Genomic DNA, 14,006 nt, shown 5'->3' with positions numbered 1-14,006 from the left:
TAGGTCTCTCAATTAAATTGCAGCACTTTATAAAATAGTATTGATACTAATAGAACAGTTTCAATCATATTCTTATAAGAGAAAACATTAAAAAGGAGTGTCAAGTTAGTTGATAAAAGCTAAGGTTAGTTTACGGCCTATTATTAGTAAGATAAATTTACCTACCGTTTTGAAAACAGCTATACTTCCCGGTGACTCACTTGAAAGCTTATTTATTGCAACCCAAGTAGGAGAGATCTTTTACATAAGAGACGGCGCTATACGGACTTTTTTAGATATTGGCTCACAAATCATAAAATTGGGTACGTCTGAACCAGGTGTTTCTCGTGGGGGATATGATGAACGAGGATTGCTGGGGCTAGCGTTTCATCCAGAATTTTATTATAACGGTCTGTTTTATCTTCATTACTCAGTAGCTGGAACACAAGGACCAGGTGCACTTTCTGAACACTTTAAGCCTAACCCATGTGATCCTAAAACTTCAAACCTAAAGTGGATAAATAGAGAAACTAAATATGATCATATTGATACAGTGGAAGAATGGATTTTCCAGGAAAATGGGCAACCTCAAAAAAGACGGACGTTACTTAACTTAAGAAGACCATTTTTTAATCATAATGGTGTCAACAGCTTAAGCTTTTCACCTGAAACTGGAAAACTTATCTTAACAATCGGAGATGGCGGATCAGGATATGACCCCTTTAATTTAAGTCAGGATGATATGGAGATTTTCGGAAAAATAATTGAAATTGATGTAAGTAAAAATACATTCATCCATAATCCACCCGCAGTCACACGTTTTAATGAACTTCCTTCACCTATTCAGGAAACCCTTACGCTCATTGCCAAAGGAGTTCGCAATATAACGGGCATTTCATTTCAAAGATTTTATAATCAGTACATCAAATATGTGGGAAATGTTGGACAGGATGTGGTAGAGTCGATTTTTTCATTCGTTCATTATAAACCAATACCTGTTCCTCAACTTATTCAGGCTTCTTTAATGAGAGCTAAACTCAGCCAAGAAGGGTTTATTAACCTTGGCTGGCGGGGATGGGAAGGAACTTTCCCTACTTCGTTTATAAGGAGGTGTTCTGAAAATCCGGCCTTGGATGAGAAAATAATTGCTTATTACGATGAAGCAGTAAAAACTTCAGCGAGACGTCTTCAGCCTTTAACTAGTTATTTTCATAAAGATCCCCGTCCCAATAAATTTGGAGGAACCTCCCTTACTGGAGTTCAGCCATATATGGGAAGTAAAATCCCTAGCTTAACAGGAAGCGTTATGTTTACCGATATTGCCCAGGTTAAAGAATCTCAATCTCCAGTTAGAGGAGTTTTAGCTTATACCAAGGCAAGTACAGATTGTAAGCTAAATGATTTTAGTGTTGTGGAAATTGATTATAATTTTGGTTCTCAATCAGCTTACTACGTTAGTTTGGGAACGAACCTGAATCAAACCAGGCTTTATTTAGGAGTTTATGGCTCTATGAAAGTGTCTGACTTTAATCAAGGTACTGTTTTTGAAATTGTTCCATGATTTACATTTATAAAATTCGACTGGACATTGTTTTTCTCCTAAAAATTGTAACTTAATTTTTTCAGCAGCTATTTTATAGGAATGAGCAAATGAACTTTCTAGAAAATAAGAAAGCCTTTAATCAATAAAGCCCATAAAAGATTCATTTTATGGGCTACAGTACATACCTTTAAAAAGATAAAGAAATTTATCTTAACGGATACGACCTATTTCTGTAAAAATAAATGCGACTTATTAGTGCTCCCTCTTAATTTCTTTATATATTACATGTAAGAGTTGATATATCGGGCAGTGGTCTAAATCGACCTTTACTCCCTTATAATGTAAAAACAGTTAACAGAGGTGAAATTCATGTACTTTTTAAAATCTCTTTCAAATGAAGTAAAATCTACGCGGCTTCTTTTTAATAGACTATCTAAAACTAAGCAGCTTGTATCAGGCGCTCTTTTCGCCAGCTTAGCAGCCCTTTTTCAATCAGCAGGAGGTTTCTTACCGGGAATAGGAGTTTTCATTAGTCCATTATCTACTGCACCCATTCTTTTTTGTTTTATACTTTCGCTCCCTCTAGGGTTTCTTACCTATATACTAACAAATCTGCTTCTTCTGATTATCCAGCCAAGTGAACTTATTATTTTTCCTTTTACAACAGGAATATTGGGAGTGGGCATAGGAACTGCTTTTTACTTTTTTAAAAAGAGATTGTACATTATTATAAGTGGGCCCACCCTATTAACTGTTGGGATTATTACTTTATTGTACGGTTTCAAATTCCCAGTACTAGGTCCTGTGATTTCCAATAATTTTTCTCTTTCTACTACTGGTTTAATTTTTGTATTTACTTTCCTTTATAGTTGGATTTGGGTTGAGCTCAGCTTAGCTTATTTAAAAAAATTAAAAACATTTATTTTCTTTTAAAATAATGGAGAAATCGCAATTAGCTTTTTAGAAGAACGTCAATTAGGACAATCTCATCTGAATTTTTTAAGGCTCTTTTCATTATATTTTCAAATTCAACTAAACTATTTGCATGTTCTCCTTTAATTCCAAAGCTGGTTGCCAGTTGAACAAAATCTGGGTTTGTAAAAGTTACTCCATAGCTCTTACCAAACTTTTTGTTCATCATTTCCTGCTCTATTTTTAATGTGGAGTCGTTTAAAACAATAATGATGAACGAAAGCCCTAAGCGCTTTGCCGTCTCTACTTCTGCAAAATTCATTAAAGCTCCTCCATCTCCAGTAATACAAATAACTGGATCATTAGGACAGGCTAGTTTAGCCCCAATTGAGCCTGGTAAAGCAATACCCATGGAAGCTAGACCATTTGATATAATGAACTTGTTAGCGTTTTTGGGTTGGTAAGTTCGAGCTATAGATACTTTATGAGCTCCCACATCTGAAATCACAATTGTTTCCTCTGAAGAGAGCTTGTCAATGCTATGCAAGATATTCTCGATTGTCAAAGGCAGTAACTTGGTATCTATCTCTTTCTTTTCAATATGATAGGATTGCTTAATTTGTTTCTGGAGATTGCCAGAGGGTATCCAGGGTTTAGAAGGTATATCCAGCTGATTGAATACTCGTAAAGTCTGCTTTATATCTCCAACCAATTCCACTTTTACAGGATAATATTCATCTATTTCTGCCGGCAAAGTATCTATGTGTAAAATTGGTGTTTTTTCCGTGTTCCATTTTTTGGGTAACTTCTCGACGAAATCAAACCCAATTACAATAAGTAGATCAGCTTCCTTTAAGCCTGCTAACACTTCATCTTTCTCATTAAATCCAAACGTAAAGAAATTTTGTGGATGATTTTTAGACAATACACCTTTGGCCATATAACTATGGGTAACCGGTGATTGAAGGCGTTCAATAAATAGTTGAAGCTCATCCACGGCTTCCTGTCTAACAACGCCGTTACCGATAATAACAAAAGGTCTCTTATACTGCTTAATAAGAGTATTGGCAGCCTGAATGGACTCCATGATAGGTATACTTACGGGTATAGATGTAGGTGAAATAGGTTTAATGGGAACGATTTGAGTTGCTAAGTCTTCTGGCAATTCTACTACTACAGGTCCTGGCTTTTCCATTTGTGCAACTTTAAATGCTTTTCGAATAATCTCAGGAAGCGTTTGTGCATCTTTTATTTGAACACGCCACTTCGTTGCTGGTTCTACCATTTTAATAATGTCCATATATTGATGTGACTCTTTATGTTGTCTCCCTAAAGCAGCCTGTCCCGTTAATGCTACAACAGGGGAATGGTCTAGCTTTGCACTAGATATACCTGTCAATAAATTAGTAGCTCCAGGTCCTAATGTTGATAAACATACTCCTACTTTGTTTGTTAACCTTCCGTATACATCTGCCATAAAAGCGGCTCCTTGCTCATGCCGCACATTCACGAATTGAATCTGTTTAGAGTTGGATAAAGAATCAATAAAATCCAATGTCTCTTTACCAGGTATTCCGAAAATATATTCAACTCCCTCATTTTCTAAACATTGAACAAGTGTGTCCGTCACTTTCATATTGTTCGACCTCTCTTTAGATAGTATTCTGACAAGCTTATGTGAAAGAAATAGCTCATTAATTCTTATCTCGTTTTTTCTATTTTTAACTAACCGAAATCGTAAATATATGGAATAAAATCATACTCACTAACTATTGTTTATAGTGTTACCATTAGGTCCTTATGTTAAATATATTTTTTAGATAATATATAAATAACTGGATGAGTCAACCTTTCATCCGTGTGAGCTGGTTGGCAGCGTGACAATAGTCTATAAAGAATTATTATTAGAAAGTAACATTTTAAGGAATGTAAAAAATCCCATATACAAATAATAAGCCGAATACTCGTATAAATTGGAAGGAGCGGCTTTTATGAAAAGATTATTATGGATGGGATTTATGTTGTTATTTTCGCTAAATATGCTGGTTGAACCAAGTAGTGCTCGTGCTGAAGCACAAGAACATCGTGTTAGTCAACCTCAGGTAACGTTTGAAAATGAATTCAGAAGACTTTGGATGGATCATGTATTGTGGACAAGCAATTATATTACAAGTGCAACAACAGCAGCATCAGAAGACCAAAAACAGGTGTTAGCAAGGTTATTAAAAAATCAGGAAGATATCGGGAATGCTGTGAAGCCGATATACGGGGAGAAAGCTGGGAACAAACTTACGGCTTTGCTTAAGGAACATATTGTGATTGCTGGCAAGATTGTAGATGCGGCTAAAACGGACAAGAAAGCCTTGGTGAATCAATTAAACAAAGAATGGTATCGAAATGCTGATGATATAGCAGCGTTCCTTAGCCAGGCTAACCCTTATTTAAAAAATGAAGATTTGAAAAAATTACTGTATATGCATCTAAAATTAGTGACAAATGATTTATCTGCAAGCTTAGAAAAAGATTGGGAAGCAAGAATCGTTGCAATTGATGAAGGAGTATCACATATTATCTTAATGGCAGATACTATATCTGCGGGAGTTGTGAAGCAGTTTCCAAAGAAATTTAATAAATAATTTTAACAATATCCAGTATTATTTGAAATTTCTTCATAAAACACTGTACCTGTAAGGGCTCTTTTGCTTGATGACTCTAAGAAACCTTATGCTCACTAAACAGGTACACGTAGATATTCTGCATAAAGCGTTATAACCAAACGTTTATTAAATTTAAACACTGGGTATTATCAAATCAAGACGATGTGTTTAGAGTACCGCCCGTGCATAGGGTGTGTCTTTCTCTATTCTATAAAAAATGGCGCCTCCAACGGCGTCATTTTTTATTTGTAAACAAGTTTACGGATGCTAGTGCGAAGGTTGTATTTATATGAAAATGACATATAGATTCCTATCTAACAGAATCTATTTTTACACCACTATTTTTTAAAAATTTTGAGTGAACTTCCCTTTCTTTTGGACAGACCGGTCCCCGTGTGCTCTCTCATCTAATTTAGTTCATATTTATGAATATATTTATGAATACAATGCCTATAACGATTGCATGGGCATTGGCTAAATTTCGACTTCTATCATTTCCATGTTTAAAAGATCACTTATAAATATTTTGAAGTTTTTGCATGAGAACCTCATTATGATGTAGATCGTCATACCCTAATCACCTTTTTAGTGAAGTGAATAATGATAAAGAAAGTTAGAAAGATCACATTAATTTAAGTTTAAGATGTCTCTATTGGGATAATATAATAAATAAGCTAGATCTAATGATAATCTGGTTTATTTTCTATATTCTAGGAGGCAACAAAAAATGGAACACGGTAAAGTGAAATGGTTTAATGCTGACAAAGGTTTTGGATTTATCGAGCGTGAAGGTGGAGAAGATGTATTTGTTCACTTCTCAGCTATTCAAGGTGAAGGCTTTAAATCCTTGGATGAAGGTCAAGAAGTGACTTTTGATATCGAACAGGGACAACGCGGACCACAAGCGACAAACGTAAATAAAGCATAAAAAAACATAAGAAAAAACAGACTCTATTTTCAGAGTCTGTTTTTTCTTAAAAAGATTTTTATATCAAAACTTATTCATCAATCATTATACTTCATGTTTTTTACATAATGACTTTTTAAAATTGTCAGTAATTCATTCGATATTCTTCTATTTACTATTTATCCATTACTGGATATTCTCTCACTCATAGCACTTATCCTTTTTTGCACCTCTGTAGATTACATTCAAAATAATCAGCGTATTAATAAATCTGCTGTTTTTGCATATATTAAATTTTCATAAAATTGATATCTTGGGCATAATACAGGATAGATACGTGGTAGAGGGGGGATTTTTTGAGACTGAAGGATGGAAACTTTTATACAGATAGTAGAACTAATAAGGTATATAGATTAAATGAAGATGACAAGGGAAGCTGGTACCTGAGTACGCGTGATGATGAAGATCATCATCAATTGTCAAAAACTTCGGGCCGTAACATGATGAAATTGTTAAAGAGTTTTTATAACAAAGTGAACGACAGTTGAAAATTAACCGCTCTGCAAAACAGCATAAAAAATATAAAGCTAGCTTAACACAGCTAGCTTTGTTTCTAATTTATAGAACTAGCTATCATGATGTTTTTTAGGGCTTAAGCAACGATACTAACAAAAAATTTTTAGCCTGGCCCTTGGCATGACCTATTATTTAATTTCGATTGCAGAAGCCTTGTTATCCCAATCCGACGCCATAATACCATTTCTATATTGTTTTTTGAAAAATCATCTATAATTGATATTGTTTTAATCTCATATTGAGATATATAATAAAAATAAGAAAAAAAGAAAACGCTTTCTAAATTTAAATACATTGTTACTTTTCAAACTATAAGGAGGATTTAAAATGAGCCAAGTGGAAAGAAATTCTAAAGTACAGAAATTAGTTGAGTATAAAAAATTCAATGAAGAAGAAGTTTTAAAAATGACAGATCCGCAGGTTGAATATTATCACTGGCTCTATTTTGATGATTCCGCTTATGATTATATGTAACTCTAAAATAAGAAAAAGCACAAAAACGTTTGGTTTCAACGGGTTTGTGCTTTTTTCTTTTTTTTAATTATAGGATTACTCGTTTTTAATACCATTTCCTGTGACAACAAAGTGAGGGCTGGCTTCCTTTCGATTGAAAAGTCTCCAGAACTCACTATACTCATCGTCTTCTGAAGTATCCGGAAATACCTCCACTAAATAACCTTGAGATAAAAAGATCTTTAGCCCTCCTACTTCATCCGAGTCAACTCTTTCAACAATCGTGTGTTCGTTTATACCTTCTATAAAAGATTCAATTCGTTCATCGAATCGATTATTTCCTTGGACATCCCATTCAAAGTCCTCATTTTCATCCTCCAATCCTGTTCTTGGAGAATAGAAATCCCGTGAGGCTACTACAATTTTATTACCTTTGGCAATACGCCAAGAACATTGAATATGTAAAGCGTATTCAGCTACCTCTTCCGTTTTACCCCTTCTGGTTACTAAAATCTTTTCTCCAAATCCTAGCCAAAACAAATTTGAGGCTCTCCCCGCGCATCTTAAATTTAAGCCCACTAATTTGTCTAATTTTGATATAGTTGCTTTTCTCATGCTTTTCTCCTTTTATTTGCAGCTAAAGCTTTCTTTGTAAGCAACTAAACAATTAGAATGTATTAATCTATTTTGTTTATGGCATTAAGGTTATAGCGACCTATTTCTTCTTTATTTTTAATGACTACTAAAACACCTTTTAAAGCATTTTCTTTAAGCATTTTTATTTTTTCTTTATTAGGAGCCACTGGCAGCCCTCCGGACTTAGTGGTGAATCCTAAGTCATAACTTACATTTATTTTTCCATTTCTATTCCTATCAAAATCCCCATATCCTGATCCTCTTCCTAATCCATCAAGACCTTTCTTGTCATCAAAAATATTAACCCCTACAGCGTCCTTAGAGGCCTTTATTAACTCTTTATCGGGTAAAATTTTAAAATCTAAATCGTCTTTATCAAAATTAATCAGGCTTTTATCACTATAATGCTTAATTCTCATATCGTAGTAAAGAGCAAGAGGCACAATTTCTTTCTCTTTTCCGTTTTTTTCTATTATTGTAGATCCTACCAAACCTTTGTCATTAACTACTTTTACTTTAACATTAGTAATTTTAAAAGGTTTTTTCTGATTATCTTGCTGATATTCTTTTGACACTTTTTTATTTTTTTCTACATCTGAGCTTCCTTGGTTTGAACAGGCTCCGCTCATTAACAACGAAACAGCCATAATAGTTACACCAATTAATTTTTTCATTATTCTATTCTCCCCTGTCTTAAACGACCCATGCCTTGTGGTTGTGGTAAATTTGTGAAGCTTAAATCCTTGTACAACGCAATTCTATCGCTTTCAATTGTTATTATGTTTTATTTATATTGGATAATTCTTTTTAGTATGTAATTGTACAGGCTTTAAATCATATAAATACTTTTAAAACAAATGAGTTAAGTTTATCAAAATAGAAATAGAGAAAAAATATGAACATGGAGATTTAGACTAACCTTCTGCTAAAGGATCCTTGTTATCAGGTATTTTCTTAGTCAGTTTATAAGAACGGAATTAGGAAACATATTGTATCAATAAGTGTTTTTAATTTATTTTGTAATTGTACCTATTATTTTTTCTTTACTAAATGTATTAAGTAATACATTTGTGCAATTAAAAACGAAAGAAATATAATGATGATGAATCCAAAGGTATTAATGGCCTCCTCTGCCGCATTATCACCAGTCATTAAAAGAGAAGCTAATACGAAATATAGTATAATCCCTATAAAAAGGTTCAAGAAGAAAATACTTATATATTTAGACAATAAAAAATCTCCTTTCTTTAAATAATTTCGTATAAAAAATTATTTCCGATAAGTTTTTTCTATTTATTTCCTATTAGTCTACCAAATACGTCTGTAAAAGTGTATGATTTTTAGAAGACAAATGTTATAAGAGGTATATAAAACATTTCTAGTTTATAAATAGATAGCTAATTAAAGTATGTTATCATGGATAAATAAGGAAGTAATGTTGAGCACTACTTTGAAGGAGATATTAATGAGACAGTTAAAAAGAAATTATTTTTGGGTTCTAACTATACTAATATTATCCAGTACAGTCTTCAATCTGATTTGGAGAGATAAAAGTTGGCCAGGGTATTACACTTTGTCCGTATTTTTAGTTTTGATTGTACTAAATATTATTTGGAATAGATATGGAAAGAATGAAAGTGCAAAAAAGTAATGCACCACACCACAGGTTTGCTGCATTACTTTTTATTTTTGCAACTTCTGGTTAAAAGTCTCAGCGACAAATTCAAATTCTACATCGTCTTTATGAATAAAAAATGTAGTACACCCGTCAATACCAATACGTTTATTAGACTGAGCACATACTACATCTACCTCAACCAGATTAAAATGAACAGCATGAGCATCCTCACTATCTAGACCCATTGTTAAACAATTAATACTATCGCCAAAAGACTTAAAAATAAGCCTTTTCCCTTCCAAGTTCTCTTTACTAACACCAAATTTCTCATTATTCAATATCCCTTGAAACGATGACGCTTTGGGGAGACACTGGATATGATGAATGCCTTCGTAGCACCTTAAAGTAAACAAAAAAGGGTGTGCTTCAGCTGCCATAATCTCAACACCATATTTAAACGAAAAAGTTTTATAAACCATTTCATAAAATAAAGGGATGACAATATCATCCCATGATTCATAAGCATGAGCATGTATGCGTATTAGATGGGGATATAAGCTGGTAATGGCACGCTGAAAATTTAATAAAACTTCCGTATCAGTAAGTTCAGATAAAGAATCATCGATTTCATGATTCTTTATCTTTCGTAGCCTATTATCAATCATCAACTTTCCCCTCCTACCTCTAGTTAGTTAATCCTCCGATAGTACATGTACGTCATGAAGCTATTCGTTATTATACTTGTCTAGGTCTTTCCATTTTGCAAACTTGTTTCTAAAATTCCTAGATATTTCTTCGTCCTTGCTCAAAAGTAAAATTAAAGATGAGTCCCAAAAAACTAATTCTATAATTGCTTTAGGGTGCTGAATTGTTGGTGTTTCAATCCAAAAACCCGGATTACCATCAGCATAAGGCTCTTCTTTAAGCATATCTAAATTTATAGTTTCTTTCTTATTAAAGGCAGAAAAAACTCCCCATATAAAATAGATGTCCTCTTTATTAGCAAGCTTCGTTAGATTTTCACCTGTAATCCAATATGTATTGCCGCTCGTTCCATTGTTGTAAATTCTGTAATCAGTAAAGTAATCAAGGTACTTATCTGGAAAAGATCCATCTAAATCAGTCAACAGCCAATTGTACTTTTCATGAAGGGTATTAAAAGAACTCAGTATTTCCTTTAAGTCATAAAAGCTCTCTAAGATCGTATTCATGCATTTTCCTCCATATTTTATTTTAACATTTCCCTTAGTAATTTTTCTGTATACAACATGCAAGAATAGTTAACATAACGCTTATTCAAACTCCTCAGGACACCAAACAGCTATGTCATCACCCGGAGTTGCAACTAAAAGCCAATCACTTCCTGCAAAAGGGTCTCCTAATTGCCAGCATTCATAGTTAGGATCATGACCGTTCACAAATAATACTCTTCCCGATTCTAGAGAAATGATAAGATGAGGCGATACGGCATCCAGCTGCACGTTTACTACTTTTTGTCTCCTGATATCCCAAATATGCTTAAAACATTGCTCTTCTGTATGGAAAGGCACTTCATCTTCTGATGATGGGTATGTATCGCGGGCTTCAGGATATACAGTCCAAGTTGTTTCGATATTCAATACAAAATCACTATCATCTTTTTTATTATAGTTAGTAAAATACAATAGAGTTACAGAGCTGTTAAGCCCAAATTTCACGCCATCTATTTGACTGCTAATAAGTAAGTGCTTCAGTACTCGTTCCGCAAATTTTTTGTCCTCTATCTTCACTGCAGCTGCTCCTTTACACGTGTCTTAGATGTATACCATATAAAAAGTTAAGCAGCGTAATCCTCTTTAGATATTAAAAAGCTCACTTTTACTGCTCAAATTAACACTTGGTATATTCATCCTAAACATAGGCTAAATAAAAAAGATCTTTACGAAAAACAGTCTGATTATTTCTGATTTTTCCTTTCTCTTACTTCGCTGATTGTCTTTATAAATTCACGCTCAGTTACGCCTAGATAGGAGTCAGAACGACGAACATATACAATCCTGAGGTCTCTGTAAGGCTCAGGTATTGAAAAGAGTTGTACTACCCCTTCTCTCTCATATCTCTCCGCTAATGACCGGCCTATAAGTGTCACACCAAGGCCCGAAATCACTGCTCCCATAATCGTTTCGAGTGTAGCGAATTCCATAATTTTCGGGGATACGATCTGTTCTTCTTTTAACCATTGCTGTAGCCTTTCTCTATATTGGCAGCCTTCATTAAATAAGATGAATGGTAAGTGTAGTAACTCTCTAGCAGACTGAAGCTGTTGAGTACCTTTTTCATTTGCACTGCATACAAGTACAATTTCTTCATCAAAAGCCGGAATTTGATCAAGCATTGACACATTTACTGGTTCTGCTACAAATGCCCCGTCTAGCTGAAACTTAAGAACTTTCTCTATTAATTGTGTACTTACTCCTGATTCTAGAGAAATATCTACATTTTTGTACTTATTATGATAGGAAGAAATAATTTCAGGAAACCCTACTACAGTTTCAACTAATCCAATACATAATGATCCGACAAGATTACGCTCATCTTGAAACGCTTTCTCTATTTCATCCATTAGCCTCATCATTTGTTCTCCATACGTTAGAAGTTTTCTACCTTCTACATTTAATGTCATTCCACGTCTGTGACGATGAAACAAGGGGTGTCCAATTTTCCGTTCAAGAGATCGAATACGTGCTGTTACATTTGGTTGGACATAACCTAGCTTATCAGCGGCAAGGCTTACACTGCCGTATTCTGCTACAGCCATAAATATGCGTATATCTTCTACTTCCATAAACATCCTCCGTTCGACTTACATTCATTCATTTAGGTATTAACAATAGTGATATCTACAATCATTTATCATTATTTTACAAGATATCAACCTCTAGATAAAATAATGACATCTGAGTGCGACTGCAACTATTTAGTAGCAATTACATAAAGTTCTTAAAATGAGGTGACTGAAAGGAGGAGATCTGATTGTTTTATTTACTATTGGTTCTTGCCATCATCTTGGAGGTAATCGCAGTATCTTTTCTTAATCTTACAAATGGATTCACAAACTTTGTTCCGACTGTTTTTGCCATACTATTTTATTGTTCTTCAATTGCTGCTTATATGCTCCTTAACGCCAAAGGTGAAGTAGGAGTAGCAAGTGCTTTGTATGCAGGAGGAGCAACCGTACTTGTTGTGGTCACAGGTATTATTTTTTTTGATGAAACTATTTCCTTATCTAAAATCTTAGGAGTTTCTCTTATTATAATTGGTGCAGTTTCTCTTAACATTAAAGGGCGCTCTAAAGAAAGAAGGACAGCGTAATGGGATACGTATTTTTAACGATTGGCTTAGTTTTAGGCATTGCAGGCCAAATGTGTGTAAAACTATCTAAAGGCTTTAGACAAACTGTTCCCACGATAGGCGCATTTCTACTCTTCATTGCTTGTATTTATTTTATTTCTCTAACGACACACTATTTTGAAATGGGAATCATCTTTGCTATATGGGCAGGGCTGACGATTGCTAGTACAACGCTGTTAGGTATTTATATATTTAAGGAATCAAAAAACAAAAGAAAAATTATCTCGGTTACTCTTATTATTACAGGTGTTATCATACTGAAAGTTTTCTAATAGAAATAAGATAAATAAGGCCCTTACTTAACTTATAAGTAAGGGCACCATAGAAGGAGTTAAAAACAAGGAGGTATTGGTCATCGACCGTCCATTGCTATAGTTGGTTATTGGTAAGTTGTAACAGTGTAATGGGTCATTGGATTATTGGTTTTATCACTTGCCATCACAATAGTACTTTGAGTACACTAAACATTCTCCTTCTATGCCTTGAAGGGAGTCTCACCTCTTCAAGGATTAAAAATATTTATCTCCATCAAACTCTAACTCTATTTGATAGTTTTTAGCGTTAATTAAATTCGATAATCTATTTGCTTTCTTTTCAACCTCTAGACCTCTTAGACGATATTCTTCAGGATCAAATGTAGCCACTTTAATAATGGATACCCCTTCTCCATAGTAAGGATATTCTTCTTTAGATGATGAACCAAACTCTTTGTATTTTCTTGCTTTAGCACGTAATTGAGTGGCATATTCAATTGCTTCTACAATTGTTAGTTTGTGTTCATTATAAGTAATATTATTTTGGATATTGGCTTGATACATTAATTTATCAAGTAGACGCAAATCCTTTCGAATGTCCTCTAAATCCTGTTCAACATGAGATAGTGATCGAGCTTGAGTAGGAATCTTCTCCCCTTTTTCAATCTCTACAAATGCAACTCGGTCCATCTCTTCTTCTAATTCATGTATTCGTTTTGATAATACACTTTTCAATTTCACAGCCTCTGCTAGAGAAATTTTAGACATAGATCAAAGCTCCTTTATTCATAAACTTACTTTTTACTATTTTATTGTTCTAATACCTTCTTATAATAAGGAAGTATTGTGCCACTTCCGCCATACACTGAGACAAAATTCCCGTAAACAGCAATGATTGCACCTATATAAAAAAGATACAAAAGGAACCACCCTGCCATGTCGTTTCCGGTATGATACGACATTCTTCTTCATCAGTGAGCTGTAAAACGAGACCTGTTATTGCCAAAAGGTAAGCTAAAATAAAGCTTGTAGAAAGAGTGATTATCGTCTTGCTCAAAATCACATAATCTTTTTCGCTTTC

At 34.0% G+C, this 14,006-nt stretch carries 15 protein-coding genes; 7 read left to right on the top strand and 8 right to left on the bottom strand.

All coding sequences use genetic code 11. The annotated features are described in order from the left end of the window. Nucleotides 1-109: 109 nt before the first annotated feature. Nucleotides 110-1,540 carry a PQQ-dependent sugar dehydrogenase gene (locus tag ACO1DI_RS14270; protein ID WP_115653555.1) on the top strand — a complete coding sequence of 477 codons (1,431 nt, stop codon included), beginning with the start codon at nucleotides 110-112 and terminating at the stop codon, nucleotides 1,538-1,540. A gap of 351 nt (nucleotides 1,541-1,891) precedes the next feature. After that, complete coding sequence (locus tag ACO1DI_RS14265) at nucleotides 1,892-2,455, top strand: hypothetical protein (protein WP_423145405.1); 564 nt, start codon at nucleotides 1,892-1,894, stop codon at nucleotides 2,453-2,455. A 19-nt stretch (nucleotides 2,456-2,474) separates the two neighbouring features. On the opposite strand, the gene ACO1DI_RS14260 is transcribed toward ACO1DI_RS14265, so the two are convergent. Then, nucleotides 2,475-4,070 carry an acetolactate synthase large subunit gene (locus tag ACO1DI_RS14260; RefSeq protein WP_423145404.1) on the bottom strand — a complete coding sequence of 532 codons (1,596 nt, stop codon included), beginning with the start codon at nucleotides 4,068-4,070 and terminating at the stop codon, nucleotides 2,475-2,477. Nucleotides 4,071-4,425: 355 nt separating this feature from the next. Between ACO1DI_RS14260 and ACO1DI_RS14255 the strand changes: the two genes are divergently transcribed. The 3 genes from ACO1DI_RS14255 (at nucleotide 4,426) to ACO1DI_RS14245 (ending at nucleotide 7,048) form a co-directional block, all read left to right on the top strand. After that, the gene (locus tag ACO1DI_RS14255; RefSeq protein WP_423145403.1) at nucleotides 4,426-5,070 is read left to right on the top strand and encodes a glycosyltransferase; all 645 of its coding nucleotides are present in this window, start codon (nucleotides 4,426-4,428) and stop codon (nucleotides 5,068-5,070) included. Between the two features lie 748 nt (nucleotides 5,071-5,818). Beyond that, a complete protein-coding gene (locus ACO1DI_RS14250) occupies nucleotides 5,819-6,019 on the top strand; it encodes a cold-shock protein (protein ID WP_013056409.1) in 201 nt (66 codons plus the stop codon). Nucleotides 6,020-6,901: 882 nt separating this feature from the next. Next, nucleotides 6,902-7,048 (top strand): BH0509 family protein, encoded by a 147-nt coding sequence (locus tag ACO1DI_RS14245; RefSeq protein WP_014460666.1) that lies wholly within the window; start codon nucleotides 6,902-6,904, stop codon nucleotides 7,046-7,048. A 75-nt stretch (nucleotides 7,049-7,123) separates the two neighbouring features. Here the strand turns inward: ACO1DI_RS14245 and ACO1DI_RS14240 are convergent, their stop codons facing one another. From ACO1DI_RS14240 to ACO1DI_RS14215, 6 genes are all read right to left on the bottom strand, one after another. Further along, the gene (locus ACO1DI_RS14240; protein WP_243549074.1) at nucleotides 7,124-7,642 is read right to left on the bottom strand and encodes a hypothetical protein; all 519 of its coding nucleotides are present in this window, start codon (nucleotides 7,640-7,642) and stop codon (nucleotides 7,124-7,126) included. 62 nt (nucleotides 7,643-7,704) lie between these two features. Beyond that, entirely contained in the window at nucleotides 7,705-8,337 is a 633-nt protein-coding gene (locus ACO1DI_RS14235) for a hypothetical protein (RefSeq protein ID WP_406866777.1), read from the bottom strand. A 1,009-nt stretch (nucleotides 8,338-9,346) separates the two neighbouring features. Further along, the gene (locus ACO1DI_RS14230) at nucleotides 9,347-9,946 is read right to left on the bottom strand and encodes a hypothetical protein (RefSeq protein WP_014460671.1); all 600 of its coding nucleotides are present in this window, start codon (nucleotides 9,944-9,946) and stop codon (nucleotides 9,347-9,349) included. A gap of 60 nt (nucleotides 9,947-10,006) precedes the next feature. Further along, a complete protein-coding gene (locus ACO1DI_RS14225; protein WP_014460672.1) occupies nucleotides 10,007-10,492 on the bottom strand; it encodes a hypothetical protein in 486 nt (161 codons plus the stop codon). Between the two features lie 81 nt (nucleotides 10,493-10,573). Then, entirely contained in the window at nucleotides 10,574-11,050 is a 477-nt protein-coding gene (locus ACO1DI_RS14220) for a hypothetical protein (RefSeq protein WP_014460673.1), read from the bottom strand. Between the two features lie 167 nt (nucleotides 11,051-11,217). Beyond that, nucleotides 11,218-12,105 carry a LysR family transcriptional regulator gene (locus tag ACO1DI_RS14215; RefSeq protein ID WP_423145402.1) on the bottom strand — a complete coding sequence of 296 codons (888 nt, stop codon included), beginning with the start codon at nucleotides 12,103-12,105 and terminating at the stop codon, nucleotides 11,218-11,220. Between the two features lie 188 nt (nucleotides 12,106-12,293). Between ACO1DI_RS14215 and ACO1DI_RS14210 the strand changes: the two genes are divergently transcribed. Further along, a complete protein-coding gene (locus ACO1DI_RS14210) occupies nucleotides 12,294-12,632 on the top strand; it encodes a DMT family transporter (RefSeq protein ID WP_014460675.1) in 339 nt (112 codons plus the stop codon). Continuing rightward, the gene (locus tag ACO1DI_RS14205) at nucleotides 12,632-12,943 is read left to right on the top strand and encodes a DMT family transporter (protein WP_115653546.1); all 312 of its coding nucleotides are present in this window, start codon (nucleotides 12,632-12,634) and stop codon (nucleotides 12,941-12,943) included. Before ACO1DI_RS14210 ends, ACO1DI_RS14205 begins: the two co-directional genes overlap by 1 nt. A gap of 237 nt (nucleotides 12,944-13,180) precedes the next feature. Here ACO1DI_RS14205 and ACO1DI_RS14200 read toward each other — a convergent pair whose 3' ends face one another. After that, the gene (locus ACO1DI_RS14200; protein ID WP_423145401.1) at nucleotides 13,181-13,693 is read right to left on the bottom strand and encodes a hypothetical protein; all 513 of its coding nucleotides are present in this window, start codon (nucleotides 13,691-13,693) and stop codon (nucleotides 13,181-13,183) included. Nucleotides 13,694-14,006: the final 313 nt, after the last annotated feature.

Origin of the sequence: Priestia sp. 40, assembly GCF_049368575.1 — a bacterium.
Taxonomy (GTDB): Bacteria; Bacillota; Bacilli; order Bacillales; family Bacillaceae_H; genus Priestia; species Priestia zanthoxyli.
This window is presented reverse-complemented; position numbering and strand designations above follow the sequence as displayed.

What these genes read in the sequence shown, in the direction of transcription:
- ACO1DI_RS14215 (WP_423145402.1), bottom strand. Translation starts at nt 12,105, where the DNA reads ATGGAAGTAGAAGATATACGCATATTTATGGCTGTAGCAGAATACGGC.
- ACO1DI_RS14205 (WP_115653546.1), top strand. Translation starts at nt 12,632, where the DNA reads ATGGGATACGTATTTTTAACGATTGGCTTAGTTTTAGGCATTGCAGGC.
- ACO1DI_RS14235 (WP_406866777.1), bottom strand. Translation starts at nt 8,337, where the DNA reads ATGAAAAAATTAATTGGTGTAACTATTATGGCTGTTTCGTTGTTAATG.
- ACO1DI_RS14230 (WP_014460671.1), bottom strand. Translation starts at nt 9,946, where the DNA reads ATGATTGATAATAGGCTACGAAAGATAAAGAATCATGAAATCGATGAT.
- ACO1DI_RS14250 (WP_013056409.1), top strand. Translation starts at nt 5,819, where the DNA reads ATGGAACACGGTAAAGTGAAATGGTTTAATGCTGACAAAGGTTTTGGA.
- ACO1DI_RS14200 (WP_423145401.1), bottom strand. Translation starts at nt 13,693, where the DNA reads ATGTCTAAAATTTCTCTAGCAGAGGCTGTGAAATTGAAAAGTGTATTA.
- ACO1DI_RS14265 (WP_423145405.1), top strand. Translation starts at nt 1,892, where the DNA reads ATGTACTTTTTAAAATCTCTTTCAAATGAAGTAAAATCTACGCGGCTT.
- ACO1DI_RS14260 (WP_423145404.1), bottom strand. Translation starts at nt 4,070, where the DNA reads ATGAAAGTGACGGACACACTTGTTCAATGTTTAGAAAATGAGGGAGTT.
- ACO1DI_RS14225 (WP_014460672.1), bottom strand. Translation starts at nt 10,492, where the DNA reads ATGAATACGATCTTAGAGAGCTTTTATGACTTAAAGGAAATACTGAGT.
- ACO1DI_RS14255 (WP_423145403.1), top strand. Translation starts at nt 4,426, where the DNA reads ATGAAAAGATTATTATGGATGGGATTTATGTTGTTATTTTCGCTAAAT.
- ACO1DI_RS14245 (WP_014460666.1), top strand. Translation starts at nt 6,902, where the DNA reads ATGAGCCAAGTGGAAAGAAATTCTAAAGTACAGAAATTAGTTGAGTAT.
- ACO1DI_RS14240 (WP_243549074.1), bottom strand. Translation starts at nt 7,642, where the DNA reads ATGAGAAAAGCAACTATATCAAAATTAGACAAATTAGTGGGCTTAAAT.